Below are 23,376 nucleotides of genomic sequence, written 5' to 3'. Positions count from 1 at the left end.
ATGGGCGGCCATGTTGTCGCAAATGGTGTCGATGATTACGCCCGTATTGGCGATAAATTCGCCGCCGTAGTACAGCGCGTCCATAATGCGGTTTGCCAGCTCTAAGGGGATGGTTACCGTTTGGGTTTGATTTTGAATGGTTTGGATTTGGGTAGAAGTGCAAGATTGCATTTGAAATGCTCCTAACTGTTTGAGATTTGAGAAATGCCCAAAATAGGGGGCGGTGCTCTCTCCTGCAGTTAGTCAGGCGTGGACGTTGCCGTTACCACACACCGCCATAACTTTGATACGCCGTCCAAAGCCTGTGAATAGGCTTCAAACGCCATAGGGGGAAATGGCGATAAAAAATCAGCGTTACCCTGCTGATTTGGGCTAACTGTATTTGAGAGAGAAACTTAATTCTGCTTCTCAAAGCTCAATCTGTCAAATGTTTTTTACGGGGTTAGACGGCGTTATGACTTACTCTTTTCCGACACCAGCAAAGAAAACCGCCCGCGTTTCACGGTCTCCCCGAATTGGTTTTGCACTTCTTCCATCACGGTTATGATTTCATGCCCTGCTCTGCGAAGCTCCATAATGCGTGAGTTATAGCCAAGTATGCCCATTTGGGAAAGCTCCCATGAAGTAACGCTCCCTTTTCTCAATCGGTTTAAAACGCGCTCTCTTTGGCTTGGCGTTTTGGGCTTGTTATTGATACAATCAAATTTCATAATCTACTCTTCTTTCTGCCGTCTGAATGTCCGTTCAGGCGGTTTTATTTTTTAAAAATCAGGTCTTGAGTTATCATCGCGCGCGCGGGCGCGTATTGGTCCGAAAACTCCTATTCTCCTTTCATTAGCTTGCCTGTTCTGTAAGCCATTTCTTCACTTCTCCTGCTACATAAAAGCGGCTGCGCGTGCCTGTGATTTGGCGTGATTGCGGGAATTGTCCTGCTGCCTCCAGTCGTCTAATTTGGCTGCTGCTCAAGCGAGTGATTCCGCGCCGTCCTTTCGCTTGGCTGGTCTCAAGTTCTGCAATAGTTAATTGCGCGGTATCAGGTAAGCTGTCGATGTTGATAATGTGCATTTATTGCCTCCGTTTGGTTAATCACGCCTGCGGGTTGCTGGCGTTTCGATAGGCATAAATATAGCCGCCTCAATGGGCGGCTTGTCCTATATAGGATTGCATAAAACCTAATTAGGTTATTGTGAAAGACGGTCGATACCTTGCTTAATATATTTTGCTAATGTGTCTCCAGTGGGGGGCTTGCCTAGTTTATCAGCTTGTCTTTCCCACTCTTGGATAATAGTTTCTGCTGTCTCGTATGGTTTACTACAATCAGTTTTTGTATAGATAGCGGAAAGTGCCGCAATAATTTCAGCTTGTTTATTTTCAGTGCGTTTGCTGATAGATTTTTGTATCTTCATTTTTTCGCTCAATACTTCTTTTAGCTCATTAAAACTCTTACTTGTAAGGCGTAAGGTATCAGTAGTAACCGTTATACTCCATTTATTACTCTCTAAAAAATCTCTATCTGGGTATCTAGGTTGAAACCGATAGTCTCCTACTTTAGCAAAATCGGCTAATGCCTCATTTGGAATGTATTGAAAAAACCAGCCCTCAGTTTTCAAGTCTGTAATGTATGGTAACCCTGCTATTTGTCCGTAATTTTCATTTTCTACATCAATTACTTCCTGTGGTGTTTTACATTCTATCAGTTTTGTTTCAGAAGCTAGTTTGGGGATTCTTACAGTATAGTTTTCAAAAGCTGGATTAATGCCAAGATGCTGTAAACCCTCTGGGGCTGCCTCAATATGCTCCCCATTAATGTCTAATAGATATGGACATACGCTAGCTTTAGCTGATTTTTTAATTTCAATTTCTTGCATTGTGGTGCTGTGAATTGGTGCGAAATAACCTTTAAATAAATAATATTCAATAATTAAGGGCTTATCAATATTTGGGAAATAACGTTCTGCCAAGCTCCTTTTAAAAAATCTCATTGTAGATGCTTGTATGCAAAATTCAGTTAATCCGATAGCCCCATAATGGATAATATCATTAACTTCAAAGCTATCATTAAGCTGTTTACTTAATTCATTAGCTGCATCTTTCAAGGTGTAATATGCGCGCCATGCCATTTTGCGTTCTCCTGCATAAATATAAATACACACCAGCAAGGCTATCTAATGCCGCTATCCATAAATAATTTTTAGGGGCGCGGTTGTTTATCCTGCTATGCCTGAATGTGCTTTCAATTCATCGAGATAATCAGCCCATTTTTGAACCATATCGGCGCGTTGTTCTAAATATTCCGCATGGTTATAGGTTGCCCTTCGGCATAAAACGGATTGAGTAGCCCTATCCCAAAAATCAACAGGGTGGGCATTGTGTGGTACTTCGCGGCGGAAATATATCCGCTCCTTTTCTGTTTCCAGTATCAGGCAATCGCCTCAATCCCCTTGTTTTTGACGATAGTAAGCAGCTTCAAAGCCGCGCCGCTCGGCTTTTTAATACCCCGCTCCCATTCGGAAACTTGGTTTTTACCGATGTTTAGATACATGGCAAAAGCTGCTTGAGATAATGCTTCACGCTCTCTGATTGCCTTAATGTCTTCGCCGCTCAATGGTTTGATTTCGGTCAGGCATGATTTGTCAAAATCGCGCATTGTTTTTTTGTCGATGACGCCGCTGTCGTGCAATCCCTGCATGGTTTCATGTATTGCTGCGAAAATCTCGCTTTTGTATTTCATGGCTGTATCTCCGTGAAAGTGCCGTTTGATTTGGCTTGTTCTATGTCGGTTTCCGTCATTGCCAAGATGATGGCGGCGGCTTTCTTTAATTCTGCAAGTTCTTTGTCCGTGATATTTTCGCGGTCGTTCTTGGCAAAGGCGGTCATGAAAAACGCCCGTTCTCCATGCCTGAAAAATATCAGGCTACGATAACCGCCGCTTCTGCCTTGTCCTTGCCTTGCTATGCGCTGCTTAATAACACCGCCGCCTAAATCTGCGTCTATCACTCCTTTACCTGCCCGCTCTACCGCTTCTATTAGCTCGGAATCGCTGATTTTGTGTTTCTTGGCAAATTTCGTTATCCACTGGTTTCTAAATATCCGCATGGTTTTCTTTCGTAATGCTTAAGATGATAGTTTATTCTGCCGTTTCCTGCAATACGCCTGAATGTGCTTTCAATTCATCAAGATAATCAGCCCATTTTTGAACCATATCGGCGCGCTGTTCTAAATATTCCGCATGGTTGTAGGCTGCCCTTGTCGTGTTGGGGTCTTTGTGGGCTAGTTGTCGCTCTACCCAATCGGCGTTATAGCCCATCTCATTCAGTATCGTGCTGGCTGTATGCCTAAAGCCGTGCTGTGTGGTTTCTTCCAAGAATCCCAGACGGTCTAATGCTTTCCGTATCGCCCCCTCGCTCAAGGGCTGTTTTTTGCTGGTGTTACAAAATACATATTCATAATGCCCCGTTACTGGTTTCAAGCCGTCCAGTATTGCTAAGGCTTGGCGGCTCAAGGGGACGATATGGTCTATCTTGTTTTTCATGTTTACGCCGTCTTTATAGTATTGCTGCCCCTCCCAATCAATTTCACACCAGCGCAATAAACGCAATTCAGCAGGGCGGGCAAACACATAGGGGGAAAGCTGCAATAGGGCGCGTGTTTGCGGAAAACCTGTGTAACCATCAAAAGCCCGTAACACTTCGCCTATCCTTTGCGGGTCTTTAATGAAGCGGTAATGTTTCTGCTCCACCTTTGCCAGCTCTCCCCGCAATTCGGCGGCCGGATTGAACAGGCTCAAGCGAAGTTTCACGGCATATTTGAAAACTTGGTTTACCACGTCATAAACTTTCTGTGCTGTGTCATATTTCCCCGCCGATTCCAGCCTCTGCAACAGTCCTAAAACCTCAAGCGGCATGATTTCGTCTATTTTGCGTGTTGCAAGCTCAGGGAAAATATGAAGCTCAAGGCTGCGGATAACTCTTTGTGCATGGTCGGGCTTCCATTTATTCGGCTTTGCTACTTGGTCGCTGTGCCATTTGCGCGCAATAGCCTCAAATGTGTTTTTTAGCTGCTCTGCCTGCCTCTGTGCTTTGTCTTGCTGGTGTAGCTTAGGGTCTATCCCTTTTGCTATCAGCCCGCGTAATTCTTCGCGTTTTTCTCTTGCTTCTTTCAAGCTGATTTCAGGATAGACACCAAGTCGCATTTCATCGCGTTTGTTGTCGCTTGGTCGGTAGTAACGAAAACGCCAGTATTTGCCGTTTCCCCTTGCTTGAAGATATAACCCCCCGCCGTCTGATAATTGATTCGGCGGTTGTAGTTTTTTGCATTGGCTATCTGTAAGTGGCAGCGTCTGTTTAGGCATTTTTAATCCAGTTTGGGGTAACTTTTAAAAACTCATTAAGCCATTGTTAATAATTGGTTTTATGGATTTTTTGGGTAACTTGTTTAAAAAAATAGGGCTAATTTGCCCACTTTTCGGGCTTGTTTTTTGGGTAATTCCTGAAAAGTTACCCCAAAAGTTACCCTATAAATTGCGAAAACTCAAGCATACGCCAGCATATTCAAGGTAATAAAAAAGCCTTGAAACCGTTATGGCTCAAGGCTTTATGCGTATTACAGGATACTGCTGAAAATAGGGTATGGTGGAGGCGGGGGGAATCGAACCCCCGTCCGAAGGTCCTCTACAGAGCGTTCTACATACTTAGTTGTGTCTATTTAAAATCTCGTCCCCATCATGCCGACCAACAGGCCTTCAGAGAACCAGTTACCTTAAATCTCGTTTCCTGCCAAGTAACCCGACAGAAAACCAGTCAATGTAGAATGACGTTGCGGTAGCTTGCGCTACACAGCCCATTGACCAACTGCTGCAACGGCAGGCCTTAAGCGGCCAGTGCGTAAGTTTCGTCGTTTGCGACTATTTAAATTCAGTGTTTTACGGGGAATCTGAGACCCCGGTATGCCCGCATCTGCTTTGCAACCCCCGTCGAAACCAAGATCGCCCCCAGATAGGAAGAGTCAATTATACGCATATCAGCGTGCTTTGCCAAGCTGCCGATTGATTGAAAAGGCCGTCTGAACAGCAGTTTGCTTTTTCAGACGGCCTGTTTGGCTTAGGTTTATTGATGGTAGTTTTGCAAGAAGTGTTTGAGTTTGTCCATGGCTTCTTCGATTTGATGAACGGGCGGCAGGGTAACGATACGGAAGTGGTCGGGGCGTATCCAGTTGAAGCCTGTGCCTTGGACGAACAAGACTTTTTCACGCACGAGCAAGTCGTAGACGAATTTCATGTCGTCATGAATGCCGTACATTTCGGTATCGATTTTTGGGAACATATACATCGCGCCCATTGGTTTGACGCAGGAAACTCCGGGAATTTGGTTGATCAGTTCCCATGCCTTATTGCGTTGTTCCAGCAGGCGGCCGCCGGGCAGGATAAACTCGTTGATGCTTTGATAGCCGCCCAAGGCCGTCTGAATGGCATGTTGCATCGGCGTATTGGCACACAGACGCATAGAGGAGAGCATATCGAGACCTTCGATATAGCCCTTGGCATGATGTTTCGGGCCGTTGAGCACCATCCAGCCTTGGCGGAAACCGGCCACGCGGTAGGCTTTGGAGAGGCCGTTAAAGGTAATGGTCAGCAAGTCAGGGGCGAGGGCGGCAATGTGATGATGTACGGCACCATCATAGAGAATTTTGTCGTAAATTTCGTCAGCAAAAATAATCAGACCGTGTTTACGCGCTAATTCGGCGATTTCCAGCAGGATTTCTTTGCTGTACACCGCGCCGGTAGGGTTGTTGGGGTTGATGATGACGATGGCTTTGGTTTTGGGTGTAATTTTGGCTTCTATATCGGCCAGATTCGGGAACCAGTCGTTTTCTTCGTCACACAAATAATGACGCACATTGCCGCCGGCCAGTGTTGCGGCGGCGGTCCACAGTGGATAGTCAGGCGCAGGAATCAGGATTTCATCGCCGTCGTTGAGCAATGCCTGCATGGACATGGTAATCAGCTCGGAGACGCCGTTGCCGATGTAAACGTCGTTGACGGTAACGTCGAGCAAGCCTTTGGTTTGATAGTAATGAACGATGGCTTTGCGTGCGGAATAAAGGCCTTTGGAGTCGCAATAGCCCTGCGCGGTCGGCAGGTTGCGGATCACGTCAACCAAAATTTCATCAGGCGCTTCAAAGCCGAACGGGGCAGGGTTGCCAATATTGAGCTTGAGGATTTTGTTGCCTTCTTCTTCCAGTTGCAGGGCTTTTTTATGAACCGGGCCGCGGATGTCGTAGCAAACGTGATCCAGCTTGGACGATTTGGGGAATTTCTCCATGATGTGTGTTCCGTAAAATTGTTAACAATGGGGGTAAATGTACTCTTTTTGCGGGTAAATTAAAAGCGTTTCAGACGGCCAAAGCTTACTTATTGCGCGCTTCGGCACGGCGAACTGTCACGCTTTTGCCGCCTATGCCCCAGTTGTCCATATCGATTTCGTCAATGACGACGACGGTTGTCTCAGGGTTTTTGTTGAGAATGCGTGAGAGTAATTCGGTTACGCCGCGGATTAATTCGGCTTTTTGCTCTGCATTCGGGGCTTCGCTGCCGCCGGTTACTTTGATGTTGACGTAAGGCATGGCTGTTTCCTTTTAAAATAGCGTTCATATGTTATCTTATTTTTATCAGGCCGTCTGAAATTTAATTGCAGGATTTTTCATTGCTCATGACTGCTTTTACAAAGAATTAAGTTTTTTGGAATAGATTGTTTTTACAATGCGGTTTTATTTTGAATGGATATCGTCATGAACCGTTTTCTTCAGACTTTGATTGTGGCCGCACCGATGGTGATTGCCGCGCCTTATGTGGCGGCGGAAACGCATCCTGCGCAAAAGCAGATGCAGCAGAACATTGATACCGTGTTGAAAATTGCACGCAATACGTCTTTGACAGAAGCGCAACGTGTGAAACAGGTTGAGCAGTATGCCAACCGTTACTTGGACTATGAACGTATTTCGGCTTTGGCTGTCGGCGCGCCATGGCGTGAATTTTCTGCCAAACAAAAAACTGATTTTATCCGTGCATTCAAAGATATGGTGATTGCGATGTACTCGCATTCTGCACTGATTGGTGCGGCGGATGCAAATGTGCGCCTGTTGCCGAAGATGACGGCAAACGGCAATAAGTTTGACGTTTTCTCGGAAATTCAGACCAAAAAAGGCACCAAGTATGAAGTGGCCTACCAGCTTTACCAAAGCGGCGGTACGTATAAGATTTACAACATCCGCGTGGACGGTACCAGCTTGGTAACGGTATACCGAAATCAATTTGGCGAGCTGATTAAAAGCAAAGGCATTGACGGTACGATTGCGACTGTCGAAGCCAAGGGCTTGAAGAAACAATAAGGCAGATTAAGAAAAAGGCCGTCTGAATATTCAGACGGCCTTTTTGTGTTACGGGCTGATTAAGCACGTTTGCGGAATTCGCCGGTACGGGTATCGATTTCGACTTTGTCGCCGTTTTCGATGTAAGACATCACTTGGATTTCAGTGCCGCCGACCAGACGCGCGGTTTTCATCACTTTACCTGAGGTATCGCCTTTAACGGCAGGCTCGGTGTATTCAACTTCGCGAACGATGATGGTAGGCAATTCTACGGAGATTGGGTTGCCTTCGTAGAAAGTGACTTCGCATACGTCTTCCATGCCGTCAACGATGAATTTCAACGCGTCGCCGATGTTGTCGGCTTCGATTTCGTATTGGTTGAATTCTTCGTCCATGAAGACGTACATTGGGTCGGCAAAGTAGCTGTAAGTACAGTTTTTGCGGGCCAAAATCACGACGTCGAATTTGTCGTCGGCTTTGTAAATGGTTTCAGAAGCGGCACCGGTCAGCAGGTTTTTCAGTTTCATGCTGACTTTGGCGGAAGAGCGACCGCCTTTGATGTATTCGGTTTTTTGAACAACCATAGGGTCGTTGCCAACCATAAATACGTTGCCGGCGCGCAGTTCTTGTGCTGTTTTCATTGTAGTTTTCCAATCAAATCGGTTGTAATAAAACGCGCTATTTTAGCGTATTTTTTTGTGCTTTGAAATAAAGGCGGCAAGTTTTTCAACAGCACTTTTTTGGGCAAAAAGTCTGTCCCGCCATTTTGCCGCGCTTTGCTGCCATTCGTTTTGGTGTGCCGTCAGGGTTTGCCATGCCTGCAGGCGTTGGCTGTCGCTGAGTGCTTCTCCGTTGTTGAGTTCGTTGGAAAGGCGGCGGTGTACCGTGGCAACAACATCTGGATAAACCTGATGCGCTTTGTCCCAAAAGGCGTGCAGTTTGTCGAGATGGATATTTTCTTCTTGCGGATAGATGTGCCAAAAGAAAGGCTTTCCGGCGAACTGGGCGCGAACAAAGCTGTCTTCGCCGCGTATGACGGCACCGTCGGCAAGGTTGAGCAGTTTATCGAAATCCTGCTGGGGGACAAAAGGGATTTTGATCAGGGTAACGTGTTCGCTCTGATACACATCGCCGTCTTCAAGCAGGGCGTTTTGCGGTATTAGGCCGCTGTTTTTCAGGCTGACAATGATTTGTGTACCTGCCAACAGCAGAGTAATGGGTTGGCCGGCCTGTTGCCACATGGTCAGCCATTTTGCCCAAATATCGCTTTGATAGCCGAAAAGCAGCCATTCGGGCGCATTTTTTTCGGGAAGTTTGAGTTGTCGGCGTAAGGCTTCCGTATCAAAGCGGGCAGATTCGGCGTAATCGCGTTCGCGCAGCAGGCCGCCGCTTTTTTCGCTGAAACCCATAAACCAAAAATATTTTTGTATGCCGCCGGCCTGGGGCGAGGGCATTAAGTGCAGCCTTTCGTTGCTGTCTTCCGCGCTGAGGTATTCCCAGTTGAGCCAAAGTGGTTGGTGTCGGCGGATGATGGTTTGAACGTTGTCGGGCAGTTCGCAGGCGAAGGTTTCGATGACGATGTCTGGGGTAGGGACCGTATCGGTCTCTTCGGCGTAGTCGGCTTGCCAAGCGTGAATGCCGATGCCTTGATGGATATTGGGAATCGAGGCTAAGTCAGGGCAGAGTGCCTGAAGGGATGGGAAGTCGTCTGTCCACAAATGCACTTGCCAGCCGAGTTCGCGTTGCAAAACACGCGCCAGCCGCCATGAGACGCCAATGTCGCCGAAGTTGTCGATGACGTTGCAGAAAATCCAGCAAGTATAAGGTGGGGTGGTGTTCATGGAAAAATATGCCCAAGGCCGTCTGAAAACATCAGAATGCGCCGAAATAGTGGAATAAATAGACAATCAGCAAAACAATCGGGATAAGCATCAAAATGCTTTGCCGTTTCAATTCAGGCTCTTGTTTGAGGTGGTGTTTGATGACGTCAAAGAGGACAAATTTAAATAGGAACGTAGCTTCGCAGGCAAGGATGATGCCGTTGATGAGGTATTGCGTTTTGTCTTCGGGCGGGTTGAGGGCAAACCACAAGAGGGTGGCGAGCGGAATCAGGCAGACAACGAGCCAGCGCAGAAGGATGGGTTTGGACATGGTGTGCGTGCAAGAAATAAAAGGGGCATTATACCCTGTCGTCTTTCAGACAAGTGCAAATCAGGCTATCATTCGTTTTATTTGAAGCGAACATTTATCCCTATGCAAACCCAAGCCATCATCCGCCATATTGTTCAATGGCTCAAAGATTATGCCGAGCAGGCGCGTGCCAAAGGTTTTGTCGTCGGCGTATCCGGCGGCATCGATTCTGCCGTGGTTTCCACCCTTGCAGCGCAAACCGGTTTGTCGGTTTTGTTGTTGGAAATGCCGATTCGTCAGAAATCCGACCAAGTCAACCGCGCGCAAGAACACATGGGCCGTCTGAAACAGCGTTATCCCAATGTGAAAGCGCAAAGCATCGACTTGACCCAAACGTTCGATACTTTCGCTGATACCGTTGACGTCAGCGAAACCGAATTTCCCAACAAACAGCTGGCACTTGCCAATGCACGCAGCCGCCTGCGCATGACGACGCTTTATTATTACGGCCAGCTGCATGGTTTGCTGGTGGCAGGGACGGGCAACAAAATTGAAGATTTTGGCGTCGGTTTCTTTACCAAATACGGCGACGGCGGCGTGGACATCAGCCCGATTGCCGATTTGACCAAAACTCAAGTGTACGCGTTGGCAGCCGAGCTGGACGTGTCGGAAGACATTCAAAAAGCCGTACCGACGGACGGACTTTGGGATACCGAGCGTACCGATGAAGAGCAAATGGGCGCATCTTATCCCGAACTCGAATGGGCGATGAGCGTGTACGACAGCCACAAGCCTGAAGATTTTGAGGGCAGACAGCGCGAAGTTCTGGCAATCTATACCCGATTGCACAAAGCCATGCAGCACAAAGTCAATCCGATTCCGGTTTGCAAGATTCCGGAAGAATTATTTTAAGTTTGAACATCAAAATGCCGTCTGAAAACGCTGGATTAAGGTTTTCAGACGGCCTTTTACATTTTATTTCAATAAGAATTAGGAATATGCTTGAAAAACAGCATCATCAGATACCAAAATAGCGTAGCGGTCGCCGCGCCCAGCAATACCCACGCACTGATTTTGGCGATTTCCCGAATGGTGCGCTTTTGTTTGCGGCTGAACAAACGGTTCACAATCAATGCCGCTATGGCGCAAAAGAAAAAAAATCGCAAAAGCCTGCCTATCATTCCACATTCTCCCAAAAATATTGCCTTTAATCAGGGCAGGCTGTCTGAAGCCTCATGCACAAAACAAAAACGAAACGTTATAATACTCCTTTTGCCGCTTCACTTGGAAATTACAAATGACAACAAATGCCTCAGTGGGCATTGTAACGCCCCAGAAAATCCCGTTTGACACACCGCTTGCTCTGGAAAACGGCAAAACCTTACCTCGTTTCGACCTGATGATTGAAACCTACGGTACACTCAATACCGACAAAAGCAATGCCGTCCTTATCTGCCACGCCCTGTCAGGCAATCATCATGTTGCCGGCAAGCACAGTGCGGAGGATAAATACGCCGGCTGGTGGGACAATATGGTCGGCCCCGGTAAACCCATCGATACCGAACGCTTTTTCGTTGTCGGTTTGAACAACTTGGGCGGCTGCGACGGTAGTACCGGCCCTTTGTCCGAAAATCCTGAAACCGGCCACGAATATGGCGCGGATTTTCCGGTTGTAACCGTCAAAGACTGGGTGAAGTCCCAAGCCATGCTTGCCGATTATCTCGGTATTCAAAAGTGGGCGGCCATTGTCGGCGGCAGCTTGGGCGGTATGCAGGCATTGCAATGGACGATTTCTTTGCCTGAACGCGTTGCCCACGCGCTCGTCATCGCTTCTGCGCCTAAACTTTCCACTCAAAACATCGCGTTTAACGATGTGGCCCGTCAGGCCATTTTGACCGATCCCGATTTCCATGAAGGCAATTACCGCAGCCATCATACCGTTCCTTCACGCGGTTTGCGTATCGCGCGCATGATGGGGCACATTACCTATCTTGCCGAAGACGGCTTGGGTAAAAAATTCGGCCGCGATTTAAAATCAGATGGTTATCAATACGGCTATGGCGTTGAATTTGAAGTGGAATCTTATCTACGCTATCAAGGCGACAAGTTTGTCGGCCGCTTTGATGCCAATACTTATCTGCTGATGACCAAGGCACTTGACTACTTCGACCCGGCAGCCGATTACGGCCACAACCTCACGCGCGCCGTGGAGAATGTGCAGGCCAAGTTTTTTGTTGCCAGCTTCAGTACCGACTGGCGCTTCTCGCCGCAACGTTCGCATGAATTGGTCAAGGCTTTAATCGCCGCGCAAAAATCCGTGCAATACATTGAAGTCAAATCCAATCACGGCCACGATGCCTTTTTGATGGAGGACGAAGCCTATATCCGCGCGGTTGCCGCTTATATGAACAACGTTTACAAGGACTGCCAAAAATGAATCTGCGCGATGATTTGCAACTCATTTACGATTGGATACCCGAAGGCAGCCGCGTACTCGATTTAGGCTGCGGCGACGGCGAACTGCTGGCTGCGCTGGTGGCGCATAAAAACTGCGCCGGTTACGGCGTTGAAATCGATACCGACAGCGTGATTGCCGCCATATCCCGGGGCGTGAACGTCATTCAAGCCGATTTGGAAGAAGGTTTGGTGGCTTTTGGCGATCAAAGTTTTGATGTGATTGTCTTGAGCCAAACCATTCAGGCGATGCAGAACACGGAAAAAATCCTACGCTGCCTGATGCGCGTGGCCAAGCAGGCCATCGTCAGCTTCCCTAACTTCGGCTACTGGCGCAATCGCTTTCAAATCGCCATCGGCGGCCATATGCCGGTTTCCGAGAGGATGCCGTATCATTGGTACGATACGCCCAATATCCATTGGTGTACCCTCAAAGACTTCGATTTATTGTGCGCCAAAAACAAAATCCGCGTGCTTGAGCGTGCGGTCATGACGGGTAACCGACAGGTCAAACATCTGCCGAATTTATTGGGCAGTCTGGCGTTTTATCGCGTAGGTTGATTGCGGTCATAGATAAAGGCCGTCTGAACAGGTAATCACGAAAGCATGGCTTTGCGGATATCTGTTCAGACGGCCTTTTTTGTTAAAGCCGGTTTAAGCCTGTTTCAATTTTTCCAATAAGGCCAAACTGCCGGCATCGACCAGACGGTAGGTTTCGTCAAAGTCGCCTGTGTACCACGGATCGGGAACGTGGTTGTAACCTGAATCGGGAATAAGGTCGGTCAGTTTGAAGATTTTGCCGGGATGGAAACCGAGCTGCTTTTCGGTTTCTCTGAGGTTGTTGTCGTCCATCACGATGATGTAGTCGAAATGTTCGGCATCGCTGGGTTTGATTTTGCTGCTGGTAAAGCCTGACGGGTCGATGCCGTGTTGCTTGAGCGCGCGGCGCGTGCCTTCGTGCATGTCTTCCCCGTCGTGCCAGCCTGATGTGCCTGCGCTGGCTGTAATGACGGCATTGCCCATGCCTGCTTCGTGGGCGCGGTGGCGCAGGACGTATTCGGCCATGGGGGAGCGGCAGATGTTGCCGAGGCAGACGAAAAGGATTTTGTGGGTTTTCATATGCGTGAAAATGAGCGGTAAGGTTTGAAAATAAATGCAACACGCTAAACCGTTTTCAGACGGCCTTGGCGTGTTGCATTTTCAATTTAGTTTACATTGCTGAAGAAAGGATTATGGCCTTCCAGTTTCAACGCTTGGGCATAAGTAGGAATGTTCTCGTTTTCGCCCAGTGGGTTGTGCAGCAGGTAGAGGTGTTCGATTCGGCATTCTGCCATCAGGTCGAGGAAGTTTTGCTGAACGATGGCGATATTGTCGGTTGAAGCCAGCTCCCATGTGAAGGTCTGCGGAACGATTTCAAACGCGCTGTCTGTCGCGTTGAAGCTGAACTGGAGCTTGCCGTCCGCTTTCGCTGCGGCGACAACGCCGACGCGCGGGCTTTGCATACGAATGGCGCGGATGGCGTTGGTGGCAAAAACATCCATGGCCATGCGTTGGCGGGTATGGCTGCCGTCGGTAAGCGCGTCAAGCGGCGTATTGGGCGAGAGTGGGTTGGTAAAGAGGGTAACGCCTTCAAGGGCGAGATGTTCTTGCCAAACCTGCATCAATGGCAGGCCTGCCTGTTGCAGGTTGAGACCCAAGGCCGTCTGAATGTCTTTATTGCCGTAGCCCAGTGCGTAAACAACATGGACGGATTGACCTTCGGGTAGCGTCAATGGTTTGTATTCGAATTTTTGCAGGAATGCGCCTGCCGCTTCATCGTTTTGCTTGGCTTGGAACCACTCGCCCGGGGTAACGCTGCTCAAGTCGGTAGATTGGACGAGGTAAGGCAGCCATTGCGTGTTTTGCGTGAGGGTGCGCAGGTTCGGGTAGTTTTGCAGGCAGGCGAAGAGGGCTTCGGTAGGCAGAGTGAGCGGCAGGGTTTGTTCTTTTTTGCAACCGGCGACCAAAACGACAGGCAGGGCAAACCATTGGGCTTCGTTATCGTTTTCTGCCTTCAGGACTTCGCCTACGCTTTGAATCAGGCTGGTGTAAGTGCCGACATCGGGTGCCATGGTCATCGCCAATGAAAGGTTGATGTAATGGTTTTGGCTGAGCATGGTGCGGATTTCGGTTTGCAGTTGGCCGGCCGAAAGTTTGCGTGATGCGGAGGAGGAGTTGTGTGCCAGCTGATAGGCATTGAGCAGAAGGTAGTTTTTGATAGGGCTCTGCGGATAAGGGCGGGTATCTGGAAGAACAAAGGTTTTCATGACGGTTTGAAGTGTTGTGTTGTAAGTGTGGCGATTATAGCAATTTAGTCAGTCGGTGTGCTTGTTAATAAATTAAATTCAACTGGCGATAGGGATACGCTTCATTTCTATACGGTTTAAGTATCGGCATTTTCTAAGTTGAGGAGGGTAAATGCCCGATGTGTTATAATCCATGACCAAACATAATTCAGAAAGGAACAAAATCATGCGCTTACTTCATACTATGCTGCGTGTCGGCAATCTCGAACGCTCTTTGGATTTCTATCAAAACGTATTGAATATGCAACTGCTGCGCCGCCGCGATTATCCTGAAGGCCGTTTTACTTTGGCTTTTGTCGGTTATGGCGATGAGGCGGACCATACTGTTTTGGAACTGACCCACAACTGGGATACCGAGTCTTACGACTTGGGCGAGGCTTACGGCCATATCGCGATTGAAGTCGATGATGCTTACGCCGCGTGCGAACGTGTCAAAGAAATGGGCGGTAAAGTGGTACGCGAAGCCGGTCCGATGAAACACGGCACGACTGTGATTGCGTTTGTCGAAGATCCGGACGGCTACAAAATTGAATTTATTCAAAAGAAAAGCGGTAGCGATTCGGTTCAATATTCATCTTAAGACATGAGATAATGAAAAAGGCCGTCTGAACATTCAGACGGCCTTTTTTGATCATCCCAACTGTTTTTGCTTTTCGCTCAACAGGGCGTGTACGTGAAGCGCGGTAGCATAGCGGTCTTCTCCCGCTTCAATCGGATCGAGGAAATGCAGCTCGACCGTGCTGGAAGGCTGGCTGATGACCATGCAGATGGATTGCCAGAGGCTGATGTCGCCGTAGTAGGCAGTGTGCGGATTGGGGCTGCTGCCGTCCGGATTCGGGTAGCGGCAGAGTGCTGGAATAATCGGTACGCCTGCATCATAGGCCGTCTGAAAAAAGCTGGGTTTGAACGGCAGGATTTCACGGCCTTCGGTACTGGTGCCTTCGGGGAAAATGGTGACGGTATCGCCAGTTTTCAGTGCTTTGGTCACGCCTGCAATTTTGGCGGTGTTACCTTTGATGCCGCGGTTGCGCGAGACGTAAACTGTTTGCGCCTGTGTGGCGAGATAACCGACCACCGGCCATTTGGCCACATCGTCTTTAGCTACAAAACGGCCGGGAAATGCGCCGTTGACCGCCATAATGTCCAACCATGAAATATGGTTGCTGATAATCAGCTGACCGCGATCTTCTTGCGGCGGCGTGCCGAAGGTTTGCAGTTTCATGCCGCAGGAAGCAAGCACGCGCAGCGACCATAATTGAATCGCGCGCAGTTTGCGTTTGCTGCTGTAAAAGGGAAACAGAAAAAACATTTCGGCCATGCCGTACAAAAGGCAGCCGGCAATGCAGAGGAGACGGAAGATAAAACGGATTTTGGCGGTCATTGTGTGTGTTTTTTTATAAAGATTAGGCAGGCCGTCTGAAGTTTCAGACGGCCTTTTATTATGAATCGGTTTTAGGGGCAAAACGCTGCAAGTAGCGGTCGGAAAGGTGGCTGATGTCCATCATGATCAGCACATCCGCGCAGTTGAATGCTTCATCGACGCAAGGCTCGCCGCAGAACCACGCGCCTGCTTTGAGATAGCCTTTGATCAGTGCGGGTACAGGCGGATTTTCAGACGGCGTGATGCTGTCCCATTTGAGCGGGTTGAGCGGTTTGACGCGCCATTGTGCCGGAGCGAGGTATTTGTCTTTCAAAGCATGATACAAGCCCGCCGCATCGTTGCCGCCGTCGCGCATTTCAATACTGCCGCAGCCAATCATAAAGCGCAGGTTTTCGTCTTTCATGAATTTGACCAAACCGGTCCACAACAGCATGACCAAGCCGCCGTTGCGGTAGTCCGGGTGGGTACAGGCGCGGCCGAGTTCGACGGTTTGCGGTAGGATGTCTTTCAAAGGTTCAAGGTCAAATTCATGCTCGCTGTACCAGCCACCGACTTTTTTTGCGGTTTCTTCGGTAATCAGGCGGTAGCAGCCGATAACTTCGCCGGTTGCATCGTCGAAGGCGAGCAGGTGGTGGCAATGCTCATCATAAGGATCGACATCGCGGCCGTCATCGCTTTCGATTTCCGCACCCAATTCTTGGGCAAAAACCTGATAGCGCAATCTTTGGGCGGCTTCGATTTCAGCTTGGGTTTCTGCAAGGCGTACGCTCAGGCCGATTTTGGGGCCCGTTTGATTGAAACGGCTGGGGGACATGATGTTTCCTGTTTGAAGAAAATGGCTGATTATAGCGGATATACGGACAGATTTATATTGATTTGCTTTGCGGTAGGGCAAATTATGTCGGGTTGTTGGAAAAAGGCTTCAGGCCGTCTGAATTTGGCATGCCAAGCGGTAGAAGCGTAAAATCAACGTTTTTGCCGCTTTTTTTATTATGGAAACCTCTTTTCTGCTTGCCGGAAAAATTACCGAGCTGACGTTGATTGTTTTGATGGGCGTGGCCTTGGTTAAGGCAGGGCTGTTGAAATCGGAAAACAGCTACACGCTCTCCGTTATCGCGCTTTACCTGATCAGCCCGTCCGTCATGATTCACGCCTTTCAGATGGACAATACGCCGCAGATTATCGAAGGGCTGAAGCTTTCCGTCATGCTGGCGGTGTTTTTCCATGTAGTGTTGATTGTTTTGGGCAGGTTGTTTAAACACTTGTTCAAACTCGATGCGCTCGAACACGCGGCGACGGTGTACAGCAATTCGGGCAACCTGATTATCCCTTTGGTGATGTCGGTCTTTGGTGCGGAATGGGTGATTTACACCAGCGGTTTTATTATGGTGCAGACGTTTTTATTTTGGACGCATCTGCGCCTGTTGATTTGCGGCCGCGGCAATGTGGCTTGGAAAACCATTTTTACTAATATCAACATTTTATCCATGCTGGTCGGGCTGCTGATGTTTACCTTTCAAATCAAGCTGCCACATATTATTGATAATACTTTGGCGACGGTAGGCAGCATGATTGGCCCGGTTGCCATGTTGGTGGCGGGCATGCTTTTGGCTTCTTTGCCGCTACGCTCGATTATGTGGACGCCGAGGCTTTATCTTGTTGCTTTTTTAAGGCTGATTTTGATTCCAGTATTATTGCTTTTTGCCGTTAAAGTCTGCGGTTTTGCCCATCATGATGCGCATGCGGATACGGTTGTTTTAATCAGCTTTTTGGCAACAACTTCGCCTGCCGCCTCGACAGTTACCCAAATGGCGGTTGTTTACGGTAAAAATGCCCAAAAAGCCAGCGCGATTTATGGGTTGACAACCTTGCTTTGTGTGGTAACTATGCCGGTAATGATTGCGTTATATCGTTGGATTATTTAAGAAAAGGGCAGGCCGTCTGAAACTTTAGCCTTATGTTTCAGACGGCCTGTTTGTTATTTTAAAGTTGAAAATAACTTTTATTATCAATTAATTAAACAATTAAAAAACTATACAAAGCTGATTGCTGCGTGTATCCTTACGCCTAACATTCATTCAATATAAATCTTTAAAGGAACACAGCCATGACCGACTTTACCCTTTGGGAAACCGCGCCTTTCAATTCTACGATTGACCATATCCTGCAACGTTATCACAATGTTCACCGCGCCCAGTTTGAAGAGTTGGTTCCGCTGGCGCAAAAAGTGGCGCAGGTTCATGCCGACACTTTCCCTGCCGAAGTGGCCGATTTGTTGGCCTATATGCAAAATGAGCTGTTGATGCACATGATGAAAGAGGAGCGCATGTTGTTCCCAATGATTAATCAGGGCGTGGGCCGCGGCGCGGCAATGCCAATCAGCGTGATGATGCACGAGCATGAAGAACACGATCAAGCCATCGCGCGTCTGGAAGAGTTAACCAACAATTTTGAGCTTCCTGAAGGCGCTTGCGGCAGCTGGACCCGTTTGTACACATTGGCCAAAGAGATGGTGGACGATTTGAAAGATCATATCCACTTGGAAAATGAAATTTTCTTCCCCCGCGTTTTGGCTTCTTAAAATTTGAGCTTAATCAAGGCCGTCTGAATGTTCAGACGGCCTGTTCTTTAATCCCTTGCTAAGTTAGTACAATAGTTCTAAAATTTTAATAAAGAAATAAAATTAGGCAGTAAAGGCACACATCCGTTCTTTTGTTTACTTAAGAAGGAGTTTATGAATGAAACATTCTAAAGTTTTACTATCGGGTATTCTGTTTGCTGCTGTGACTGCGTGCGCCCAAACGACGGGCGGTGACTGGAGCGCCCTGCAGGATGCGAAAACAGGCGTGCAGTCGCGGCCTTATTATGAATTTGGCAATGTACTTCAGGAGATTTCTTTTAAGAAAACCGGTAATCCGGAAAATGGTCTGAAAAAGCCTGTCTTGACGGTGTATCGTCAGGGCAAGCTGTTGGGCGAAGCATATAATTTGGAAGCCTATCATGGCACCCCCTTGTTGCCAACCCTGTTTTTGGTAAACGGCAAGTCATTAAATATCAATGACGGCAACGATAGAAAACTGTTGGCTGCTGCTAAGAGAATCGATTTTTACGATTTCGGACGTAGCCGGATCGGTCATGCTGTCTTTACCGCGCCTAACGGCATCTGTCAGGATATGAAACACGGCAAAGGCGTTTCCTACAAGCTGGTTACCAACTATATTGATTTTCCGGATTATCCTTCGCCTGAAAATATCTTGATTATTACTGCGCAAGGCAAATATGAGCAAGACGGCTTTATATTGGATTCTACCGAGTCAAGGGTGACCAGTGCCAATAAAGAATTTGCCAGAAAATATGGCGAAGCCCTGAAATCTAAGAATGGCCCTGAGACCAGACAGGTAAATATGGCTAATGCAGCCAGTGCGGAAAAAGGCAGATTGTTGGCTGATTATGTATGTAGGTGATGAAATCAAAGGCCGTCTGAAATTCAGACGGCCTTTTTGAATCATGAATGCATCTCTTGTTCAAACGACAGCAGAATCTGTTTCACTTCATCCGCTTCTTTGACGGCGCGGATGCGGTCGAACAATACCTGCGCCTGTTCAAACTCTTTTTTCATCATGCCCAGCCATTGTTTCAAACGGGCAACCGGATATTTGTTGTTGGCTTCTTTGGCAAGGCACAAGTCGAAGAATTGGACTATCCATGAGGAAACTTCGGCAAAGTCGGTGTCTTTTACTGTTTCGCCGTTTTCATATTGCTTGATTTGCCGCGCCAAGTCGGGGCGGATAACTGCGCCGCGCCCGAGCATCACGCTGTCGCAGCCGCTGACGGTTTTAATGTCGAGATAGTCTTGAAGGCTGAACACATCGCCGTTGGCGGTAACGGGAATACTGACTGCATCGCGGATTTTGCGCACCCATTCCCAATGTGCCGGCGGTTCGTAGCCTTCAACTTTGGTGCGTGCATGGACGGTCAACGCGCATGCGCCGCCGTTTTCAATCGCGGAGGCGCATTCCAATGCCAGATTTTTGTCTTCATAACCGAGCCGCATCTTGGCAGTCAACGGAATGTGTTGCGGCAGGCGTTGGCGCAGGGTGTGGACGATGTGGTAAATCAAGTCCGGCTCTTTGAGCAAGACCGCACCGCCTTTGTGTTTATTGACCGTCGGTGCGGGGCAGCCGAAGTTGAGGTCGATTTTGTCCGCACCGAAACGTACGGCTTCCAAAGCATTGACGGCCATGTTTTCCGCATCGCTGCCCAAAAGCTGGACAGTACAGGGCGTGCCGGCCGGCGTGCGGTTGGCATGGGCGATTTCGGGAACATATTTAAGCCAAGTGGCGCGCGAGTGGACCGTGTGCGTAATGCGGACAAATTCGCTGACGCATTCGTCAAATCCGCCGATACGCGTCAACAGGTCGCGCATCACATCGTCCACCAGCCCCTGCATGGGGGCAAGAATAAGCTGCATGAGTCAGGCCGTCTGAAAAAAGGAGGACATATTGTAGCGGTATATCGGTTAAAATACAGCTTCCTTTTTCAGACGGCCTTTTTATGATGCACACAATTCCGGCAACCGCCGCCATGTTGGTAAAAAATTCAGAACGTTATCTTTCAGAAGTTTTGAATGCGCTGAAAGACTTTGACGAGGTTCTGTTGTTGGACAACGGCTCGACCGACCGTACTTTTGAAATTGCCAAGGGCTTTCCGAATGTCAGCTATTACAAACATGACTTTATCGGGTTTGGCCCGATGAAAAATCTGGCAGCCAGACTGGCGCAAAACGATTGGATTTTCAGCATAGACAGCGATGAAGTAGCGGATGAGGCTTTAATCGAATCCATTCGTGCGGCCGTTTTGGAAAATGAGAAGGAACATATTTTTTCGCTTTCCCGTCTGAACCATTACCACGGCAGACTGATTAAAGGCTGCGGCTGGTATCCGGATATTATTCCGCGCCTTTATCATCGCAGATTTACCCGTTTTTCCGACCGTCAGGTGCATGAGTCTTTGGTGTTGCCGCAGGAAGCCAAGGTTAAACAACTTGATGGCCGTCTGAAACATTATTCTTTTGAAAACGCCGAAGGGCTGATTCAGAAAATGCAGCAGTACAGCTCGCTGTATGCGGAAGAAAACCGCTTTAAGAAAGACAGTTCGCCATTTAAGGCTTTGCTGCATGGCGGCGTATCGTTTGTGAAAAATTACCTGCTCAAGCGCGGTTTTGCCTATGGGGCGGACGGGCTGACGATTTCGGTATCCAACGCGCAAGGTTCGTATTACAAATATGTCAAACTCTACGAGCGCAACCGCACGATAACCGTCTCCCTCATCATCACCACCTACAACCGCCCCGATGCTTTGGAGCTGGTGTTGAAATCGGCTTTATCGCAAACCCGTCTGCCGGATGAGATTATTGTCGCGGATGACGGCTCAAGGCAGGAAACCGCCGAAGTGGTTGATTTTATCCGCCGCAGGACAAGCATTCCTGTTAAGCATTCATGGCAGCCGGATAGGGGCTTTCGTGCCGCCGAATCGCGCAACCGTGCGTTGGCGCAGGCGCAAAGCGATTATATTGTGTTGATTGACGGCGATATGGTTTTGGATCCGTCTTTTATCGCCGATCATTTGAAGATTGCCCGCAAAGGCCGTCTGATACAGGGTTCCCGCGTGATTTTGACTGAGGATAAAACGCAGGATATTTTAGACGAGGGAGATTTGCCTGCTTTGTCCATGTTCAGTTCGGGAATAGAAAAGCGGCTTTCCGCCCTGCGCTGCCGTTGTTTGGCCAAATTGGCAGGCCGAAAAGGCAACCGTAAACATAAAGGCATCAAAACTTGCAATATGGGCTTTTTCCGCAGCGATGCGCTTGCCGTCAATGGGTTTGACAATAGCTTTGTCGGTTGGGGCAGGGAAGACAGCGAATTTGTCGCCCGTTGCTATCATAACGGGATGAAACGCCATAATTTGAAATTTGCCGGCATTGCGTACCACCTTTGGCACAATGAGGCAGAACGCGACTCCTTGCCGCAAAATGATGCCTTGTTGGAGGCAACTTTGTCGGAACGCAAAATCCGCTGTGTTCATGGCGTATCGGATTTTATAAAAGATGAAGAAGTAGCCGGAAAATAGCCTTATCATCTTTTTAAATCATAGAGGCCGTCTGAAAATCTTCAGACGGCCTTTTTTGTATTTTTAAAAACTTGGCAGTTAAATGAGAATATTATTTATTTGATGTAAATCAGTATGTATAGTTCGGTAAAGTATGGTTAGGAAAGAGGGTTTGCTCTATAATTCGAGCGTTTGTAATTTTATTTCGGTTAAGGCCGGATTTTGGGAGTTGTGATGTCAACTATGTTTTTTATCCAGTTTGCCATTGTGCTGCTGTGTATCCTGATTGGTGCGCAGGTTGGCGGTATTGGTTTGGGCGTGCTCGGCGGTATTGGCTTGGCCGTATTGTCTTTTGGTTTCCATCTTCAACCGACCAGCCCGCCGATTGATGTGATGCTGATGATTATGGCAGTAGTGTCTGCGGCAGCGGCCATGCAGGCCAGCGGCGGTTTGGACTATATGATTAAGATTGCCACGCGTGTGTTGCACCGCAATCCGAAATACATCACCTTTATCGCGCCGGCGGTAACTTACACCTTCACCGTCTTGGCAGGTACAGGCCATGTGGCTTACTCGGTCTTGCCCGTGATTGCCGAAGTCAGCCGTCGCAATGGCATCCGTCCTTCCCGTCCGCTGACGATGGCGGTTATCGCTTCCCAATTTGCGATTGTCGCCAGCCCGATTGCTGCAGCCGTTGTTGCCTGCGTCACCATGCTTGAGCCGCAACACATTACAATGGCGGATGTGTTGAAAGTTACCGTTCCCTCCACGATTTTGGGTATCGGTTTGGCTTGCGTGTTCGTAAACAAACTGGGCAAAGAGTTGAAAGACGATCCGCATTATCAGGCTTTGCTGAAAGACCCGAACTATGTGAAAGAATACATCGATGTGGAGGAGCAAAAAACCGACGTCACTATTTCTCCGAAAGCCAAATTGTCGGTCGGTATTTTCTTGACTGCGGCATTGCTGGTGGTAGTAATGGGGGCGTTGCCTGAGCTGCGTCCGGCTTTTGAACACGATGGCGCGGTCAAGCCTATGGGCATGGCGCATACGATTGAAATCGTGATGTTGTCTGCTTCTGCGCTGATTATTTTGGCGTGTAAACCCAATGGCGATGCGATTACCCGAGGTTCGGTATTCCATGCCGGGATGCGTGCCGTAATTGCGGTATTTGGCGTGGCTTGGTTGGGCGATACCTTGATGAGTGGCCACTTAACAGAAGTGGAATCGACCGTCAGCCATTTGGTTGAATCTGCACCATGGACTTTTGCCTTTGCCCTGTTTGTCTTGTCGGTATTGGTTAATAGTCAAGGCGCGACAGTGGCGACGCTGTTCCCAATCGCCATCAAACTGGGGATTCCAGCGCCCATCATTATCGGCACATTCGTTGCGGTAAACGGCTATTTCTTTATACCAAACTACGGTCCGATTATTGCCGCTATTGACTTCGATACAACCGGCTCGACCAAAATCGGCAAATTCATCTTCAACCACAGCTTCATGATTCCGGGCTTGTTGAGCATGGCATTCAGCTTGGCCATCGGCTTATTGTTGGTTCAGGTGTATTATTGATGGACTGAAAAATGAAGGCCG

27 protein-coding genes and 1 other RNA gene are annotated in these 23,376 nt (G+C 48.4%); 10 read left to right on the top strand and 18 right to left on the bottom strand.

Annotated elements, in window-relative coordinates; translation table 11 throughout:
- Window positions 1–452: 452 nt before the first annotated feature.
- From HMPREF2700_RS02850 to HMPREF2700_RS02810, 9 genes are all read right to left on the bottom strand, one after another.
- Window positions 453–710, bottom strand: coding sequence for a helix-turn-helix domain-containing protein (locus HMPREF2700_RS02850; RefSeq protein WP_049348671.1), 258 nt, complete (start codon window positions 708–710; stop codon window positions 453–455).
- A 124-nt stretch (window positions 711–834) separates the two neighbouring features.
- Window positions 835–1,065, bottom strand: a complete 231-nt coding sequence (locus HMPREF2700_RS02845; RefSeq protein ID WP_049344708.1) for a helix-turn-helix transcriptional regulator — start codon at window positions 1,063–1,065, stop codon at window positions 835–837.
- 116 nt (window positions 1,066–1,181) lie between these two features.
- Window positions 1,182–2,120 (bottom strand): hypothetical protein, encoded by a 939-nt coding sequence (locus tag HMPREF2700_RS02840; RefSeq protein ID WP_070589901.1) that lies wholly within the window; start codon window positions 2,118–2,120, stop codon window positions 1,182–1,184.
- Window positions 2,121–2,419: 299 nt separating this feature from the next.
- Window positions 2,420–2,731, bottom strand: a complete 312-nt coding sequence (locus HMPREF2700_RS02835; RefSeq protein WP_049344706.1) for a helix-turn-helix domain-containing protein — start codon at window positions 2,729–2,731, stop codon at window positions 2,420–2,422.
- The gene (locus tag HMPREF2700_RS02830) at window positions 2,728–3,096 is read right to left on the bottom strand and encodes a type II toxin-antitoxin system RelE/ParE family toxin (RefSeq protein ID WP_070589898.1); all 369 of its coding nucleotides are present in this window, start codon (window positions 3,094–3,096) and stop codon (window positions 2,728–2,730) included. The genes HMPREF2700_RS02835 and HMPREF2700_RS02830 overlap by 4 nt, the downstream gene beginning before the upstream one ends.
- A 31-nt stretch (window positions 3,097–3,127) precedes the next feature.
- Entirely contained in the window at window positions 3,128–4,351 is a 1,224-nt protein-coding gene (locus HMPREF2700_RS02825) for a tyrosine-type recombinase/integrase (protein ID WP_070589895.1), read from the bottom strand.
- Between the two features lie 278 nt (window positions 4,352–4,629).
- Window positions 4,630–4,992, bottom strand: a transfer-messenger RNA (tmRNA) gene (gene ssrA / locus HMPREF2700_RS02820).
- A gap of 113 nt (window positions 4,993–5,105) precedes the next feature.
- On the bottom strand, window positions 5,106–6,320 hold the full coding sequence (locus HMPREF2700_RS02815) for a pyridoxal phosphate-dependent aminotransferase (protein WP_070589892.1): 1,215 nt from the start codon (window positions 6,318–6,320) through the stop codon (window positions 5,106–5,108).
- 85 nt (window positions 6,321–6,405) lie between these two features.
- Window positions 6,406–6,621 (bottom strand): tautomerase family protein, encoded by a 216-nt coding sequence (locus HMPREF2700_RS02810; protein WP_070589890.1) that lies wholly within the window; start codon window positions 6,619–6,621, stop codon window positions 6,406–6,408.
- Window positions 6,622–6,786: 165 nt separating this feature from the next.
- Here HMPREF2700_RS02810 and HMPREF2700_RS02805 point away from each other — a divergent pair, with 165 nt between their 5' ends.
- A complete protein-coding gene (locus HMPREF2700_RS02805) occupies window positions 6,787–7,386 on the top strand; it encodes an MlaC/ttg2D family ABC transporter substrate-binding protein (RefSeq protein WP_070589888.1) in 600 nt (199 codons plus the stop codon).
- A 59-nt stretch (window positions 7,387–7,445) separates the two neighbouring features.
- Here HMPREF2700_RS02805 and efp read toward each other — a convergent pair whose 3' ends face one another.
- From efp to HMPREF2700_RS02790, 3 genes are read right to left on the bottom strand one after another with little or no spacing between them, the layout of a single operon-like run.
- Window positions 7,446–8,006: an elongation factor P gene (efp, locus tag HMPREF2700_RS02800; RefSeq protein ID WP_049351376.1), complete on the bottom strand. Its 561-nt coding sequence runs from the start codon at window positions 8,004–8,006 to the stop codon at window positions 7,446–7,448.
- Window positions 8,007–8,048: 42 nt separating this feature from the next.
- Window positions 8,049–9,206 (bottom strand): elongation factor P maturation arginine rhamnosyltransferase EarP, encoded by a 1,158-nt coding sequence (earP, locus tag HMPREF2700_RS02795; protein ID WP_070589884.1) that lies wholly within the window; start codon window positions 9,204–9,206, stop codon window positions 8,049–8,051.
- A gap of 31 nt (window positions 9,207–9,237) precedes the next feature.
- A complete protein-coding gene (locus HMPREF2700_RS02790; RefSeq protein ID WP_070589882.1) occupies window positions 9,238–9,516 on the bottom strand; it encodes a hypothetical protein in 279 nt (92 codons plus the stop codon).
- Between the two features lie 102 nt (window positions 9,517–9,618).
- Between HMPREF2700_RS02790 and nadE the strand changes: the two genes are divergently transcribed.
- Window positions 9,619–10,407: an NAD(+) synthase gene (gene nadE / locus HMPREF2700_RS02785; protein WP_070589879.1), complete on the top strand. Its 789-nt coding sequence runs from the start codon at window positions 9,619–9,621 to the stop codon at window positions 10,405–10,407.
- A 68-nt stretch (window positions 10,408–10,475) separates the two neighbouring features.
- Here nadE and HMPREF2700_RS02780 read toward each other — a convergent pair whose 3' ends face one another.
- Window positions 10,476–10,676 carry a protein MIGRI gene (locus HMPREF2700_RS02780; RefSeq protein ID WP_070587794.1) on the bottom strand — a complete coding sequence of 67 codons (201 nt, stop codon included), beginning with the start codon at window positions 10,674–10,676 and terminating at the stop codon, window positions 10,476–10,478.
- A gap of 116 nt (window positions 10,677–10,792) precedes the next feature.
- On the opposite strand from HMPREF2700_RS02780, the gene HMPREF2700_RS02775 reads away from it, so the two are divergent.
- Both HMPREF2700_RS02775 and metW read left to right on the top strand, forming a co-directional pair.
- The gene (locus tag HMPREF2700_RS02775; protein WP_070589877.1) at window positions 10,793–11,932 is read left to right on the top strand and encodes a homoserine O-succinyltransferase MetX; all 1,140 of its coding nucleotides are present in this window, start codon (window positions 10,793–10,795) and stop codon (window positions 11,930–11,932) included.
- Complete coding sequence (gene metW, locus HMPREF2700_RS02770) at window positions 11,929–12,510, top strand: methionine biosynthesis protein MetW (protein ID WP_070589874.1); 582 nt, start codon at window positions 11,929–11,931, stop codon at window positions 12,508–12,510. The genes HMPREF2700_RS02775 and metW overlap by 4 nt, the downstream gene beginning before the upstream one ends.
- A gap of 93 nt (window positions 12,511–12,603) precedes the next feature.
- Here the strand turns inward: metW and HMPREF2700_RS02765 are convergent, their stop codons facing one another.
- Both HMPREF2700_RS02765 and HMPREF2700_RS02760 read right to left on the bottom strand, forming a co-directional pair.
- Complete coding sequence (locus HMPREF2700_RS02765; RefSeq protein WP_070589871.1) at window positions 12,604–13,068, bottom strand: low molecular weight protein-tyrosine-phosphatase; 465 nt, start codon at window positions 13,066–13,068, stop codon at window positions 12,604–12,606.
- Between the two features lie 86 nt (window positions 13,069–13,154).
- Window positions 13,155–14,255 (bottom strand): conjugal transfer protein, encoded by a 1,101-nt coding sequence (locus tag HMPREF2700_RS02760; RefSeq protein ID WP_070589868.1) that lies wholly within the window; start codon window positions 14,253–14,255, stop codon window positions 13,155–13,157.
- 205 nt (window positions 14,256–14,460) lie between these two features.
- Between HMPREF2700_RS02760 and gloA the strand changes: the two genes are divergently transcribed.
- Window positions 14,461–14,874 (top strand): lactoylglutathione lyase, encoded by a 414-nt coding sequence (gloA, locus tag HMPREF2700_RS02755; RefSeq protein ID WP_070589865.1) that lies wholly within the window; start codon window positions 14,461–14,463, stop codon window positions 14,872–14,874.
- A 51-nt stretch (window positions 14,875–14,925) separates the two neighbouring features.
- Here gloA and HMPREF2700_RS02750 read toward each other — a convergent pair whose 3' ends face one another.
- Both HMPREF2700_RS02750 and HMPREF2700_RS02745 read right to left on the bottom strand, forming a co-directional pair.
- Entirely contained in the window at window positions 14,926–15,675 is a 750-nt protein-coding gene (locus HMPREF2700_RS02750; protein WP_070589861.1) for a lysophospholipid acyltransferase family protein, read from the bottom strand.
- A 58-nt stretch (window positions 15,676–15,733) separates the two neighbouring features.
- Window positions 15,734–16,489 carry a GNAT family N-acetyltransferase gene (locus HMPREF2700_RS02745; RefSeq protein WP_070589859.1) on the bottom strand — a complete coding sequence of 252 codons (756 nt, stop codon included), beginning with the start codon at window positions 16,487–16,489 and terminating at the stop codon, window positions 15,734–15,736.
- Between the two features lie 178 nt (window positions 16,490–16,667).
- Between HMPREF2700_RS02745 and HMPREF2700_RS02740 the strand changes: the two genes are divergently transcribed.
- The 3 genes from HMPREF2700_RS02740 (at window position 16,668) to HMPREF2700_RS02730 (ending at window position 19,139) form a co-directional block, all read left to right on the top strand.
- Window positions 16,668–17,600, top strand: a complete 933-nt coding sequence (locus HMPREF2700_RS02740) for an AEC family transporter (protein WP_070589855.1) — start codon at window positions 16,668–16,670, stop codon at window positions 17,598–17,600.
- Between the two features lie 182 nt (window positions 17,601–17,782).
- On the top strand, window positions 17,783–18,256 hold the full coding sequence (gene dnrN / locus HMPREF2700_RS02735; protein WP_003681045.1) for an iron-sulfur cluster repair protein DnrN: 474 nt from the start codon (window positions 17,783–17,785) through the stop codon (window positions 18,254–18,256).
- 157 nt (window positions 18,257–18,413) lie between these two features.
- Window positions 18,414–19,139, top strand: a complete 726-nt coding sequence (locus tag HMPREF2700_RS02730; protein WP_070589853.1) for a DUF8095 domain-containing protein — start codon at window positions 18,414–18,416, stop codon at window positions 19,137–19,139.
- A gap of 41 nt (window positions 19,140–19,180) precedes the next feature.
- On the opposite strand, the gene HMPREF2700_RS02725 is transcribed toward HMPREF2700_RS02730, so the two are convergent.
- On the bottom strand, window positions 19,181–20,146 hold the full coding sequence (locus HMPREF2700_RS02725) for a tRNA dihydrouridine synthase (RefSeq protein ID WP_070589850.1): 966 nt from the start codon (window positions 20,144–20,146) through the stop codon (window positions 19,181–19,183).
- An 83-nt stretch (window positions 20,147–20,229) separates the two neighbouring features.
- On the opposite strand from HMPREF2700_RS02725, the gene HMPREF2700_RS02720 reads away from it, so the two are divergent.
- Together HMPREF2700_RS02720 and HMPREF2700_RS02715 are read left to right on the top strand one after the other, a co-directional pair.
- Window positions 20,230–21,804, top strand: coding sequence for a glycosyltransferase family 2 protein (locus HMPREF2700_RS02720; RefSeq protein ID WP_070589846.1), 1,575 nt, complete (start codon window positions 20,230–20,232; stop codon window positions 21,802–21,804).
- A gap of 222 nt (window positions 21,805–22,026) precedes the next feature.
- Window positions 22,027–23,355, top strand: a complete 1,329-nt coding sequence (locus HMPREF2700_RS02715) for an anaerobic C4-dicarboxylate transporter family protein (RefSeq protein WP_070589843.1) — start codon at window positions 22,027–22,029, stop codon at window positions 23,353–23,355.
- The last annotated feature ends 21 nt before the right edge of the window (window positions 23,356–23,376 follow it).

This window comes from Neisseria sp. HMSC068C04 (assembly GCF_001810105.1).
GTDB classification, from domain to species: domain Bacteria; phylum Pseudomonadota; class Gammaproteobacteria; order Burkholderiales; family Neisseriaceae; genus Neisseria; species Neisseria flavescens_B.
Note: the sequence above shows the minus strand (reverse complement) of the source record. Positions and strands in the feature narration are given on the sequence as shown.

Excerpts from the sequence above, each read along its gene's own strand:
- HMPREF2700_RS02850 (WP_049348671.1), bottom strand. The coding sequence starts at position 710 with ATGAAATTTGATTGTATCAATAACAAGCCCAAAACGCCAAGCCAAAGA.
- HMPREF2700_RS02845 (WP_049344708.1), bottom strand. The coding sequence starts at position 1,065 with ATGCACATTATCAACATCGACAGCTTACCTGATACCGCGCAATTAACT.
- HMPREF2700_RS02840 (WP_070589901.1), bottom strand. The coding sequence starts at position 2,120 with ATGGCATGGCGCGCATATTACACCTTGAAAGATGCAGCTAATGAATTA.
- HMPREF2700_RS02835 (WP_049344706.1), bottom strand. The coding sequence starts at position 2,731 with ATGAAATACAAAAGCGAGATTTTCGCAGCAATACATGAAACCATGCAG.
- HMPREF2700_RS02830 (WP_070589898.1), bottom strand. The coding sequence starts at position 3,096 with ATGCGGATATTTAGAAACCAGTGGATAACGAAATTTGCCAAGAAACAC.
- HMPREF2700_RS02825 (WP_070589895.1), bottom strand. The coding sequence starts at position 4,351 with ATGCCTAAACAGACGCTGCCACTTACAGATAGCCAATGCAAAAAACTA.
- HMPREF2700_RS02815 (WP_070589892.1), bottom strand. The coding sequence starts at position 6,320 with ATGGAGAAATTCCCCAAATCGTCCAAGCTGGATCACGTTTGCTACGAC.
- HMPREF2700_RS02810 (WP_070589890.1), bottom strand. The coding sequence starts at position 6,621 with ATGCCTTACGTCAACATCAAAGTAACCGGCGGCAGCGAAGCCCCGAAT.
- HMPREF2700_RS02805 (WP_070589888.1), top strand. The coding sequence starts at position 6,787 with ATGAACCGTTTTCTTCAGACTTTGATTGTGGCCGCACCGATGGTGATT.
- efp (WP_049351376.1), bottom strand. The coding sequence starts at position 8,006 with ATGAAAACAGCACAAGAACTGCGCGCCGGCAACGTATTTATGGTTGGC.
- earP (WP_070589884.1), bottom strand. The coding sequence starts at position 9,206 with ATGAACACCACCCCACCTTATACTTGCTGGATTTTCTGCAACGTCATC.
- HMPREF2700_RS02790 (WP_070589882.1), bottom strand. The coding sequence starts at position 9,516 with ATGTCCAAACCCATCCTTCTGCGCTGGCTCGTTGTCTGCCTGATTCCG.
- nadE (WP_070589879.1), top strand. The coding sequence starts at position 9,619 with ATGCAAACCCAAGCCATCATCCGCCATATTGTTCAATGGCTCAAAGAT.
- HMPREF2700_RS02780 (WP_070587794.1), bottom strand. The coding sequence starts at position 10,676 with ATGATAGGCAGGCTTTTGCGATTTTTTTTCTTTTGCGCCATAGCGGCA.
- HMPREF2700_RS02775 (WP_070589877.1), top strand. The coding sequence starts at position 10,793 with ATGACAACAAATGCCTCAGTGGGCATTGTAACGCCCCAGAAAATCCCG.
- metW (WP_070589874.1), top strand. The coding sequence starts at position 11,929 with ATGAATCTGCGCGATGATTTGCAACTCATTTACGATTGGATACCCGAA.
- HMPREF2700_RS02765 (WP_070589871.1), bottom strand. The coding sequence starts at position 13,068 with ATGAAAACCCACAAAATCCTTTTCGTCTGCCTCGGCAACATCTGCCGC.
- HMPREF2700_RS02760 (WP_070589868.1), bottom strand. The coding sequence starts at position 14,255 with ATGAAAACCTTTGTTCTTCCAGATACCCGCCCTTATCCGCAGAGCCCT.
- gloA (WP_070589865.1), top strand. The coding sequence starts at position 14,461 with ATGCGCTTACTTCATACTATGCTGCGTGTCGGCAATCTCGAACGCTCT.
- HMPREF2700_RS02750 (WP_070589861.1), bottom strand. The coding sequence starts at position 15,675 with ATGACCGCCAAAATCCGTTTTATCTTCCGTCTCCTCTGCATTGCCGGC.
- HMPREF2700_RS02745 (WP_070589859.1), bottom strand. The coding sequence starts at position 16,489 with ATGTCCCCCAGCCGTTTCAATCAAACGGGCCCCAAAATCGGCCTGAGC.
- HMPREF2700_RS02740 (WP_070589855.1), top strand. The coding sequence starts at position 16,668 with ATGGAAACCTCTTTTCTGCTTGCCGGAAAAATTACCGAGCTGACGTTG.
- dnrN (WP_003681045.1), top strand. The coding sequence starts at position 17,783 with ATGACCGACTTTACCCTTTGGGAAACCGCGCCTTTCAATTCTACGATT.
- HMPREF2700_RS02730 (WP_070589853.1), top strand. The coding sequence starts at position 18,414 with ATGAAACATTCTAAAGTTTTACTATCGGGTATTCTGTTTGCTGCTGTG.
- HMPREF2700_RS02725 (WP_070589850.1), bottom strand. The coding sequence starts at position 20,146 with ATGCAGCTTATTCTTGCCCCCATGCAGGGGCTGGTGGACGATGTGATG.
- HMPREF2700_RS02720 (WP_070589846.1), top strand. The coding sequence starts at position 20,230 with ATGATGCACACAATTCCGGCAACCGCCGCCATGTTGGTAAAAAATTCA.
- HMPREF2700_RS02715 (WP_070589843.1), top strand. The coding sequence starts at position 22,027 with ATGTTTTTTATCCAGTTTGCCATTGTGCTGCTGTGTATCCTGATTGGT.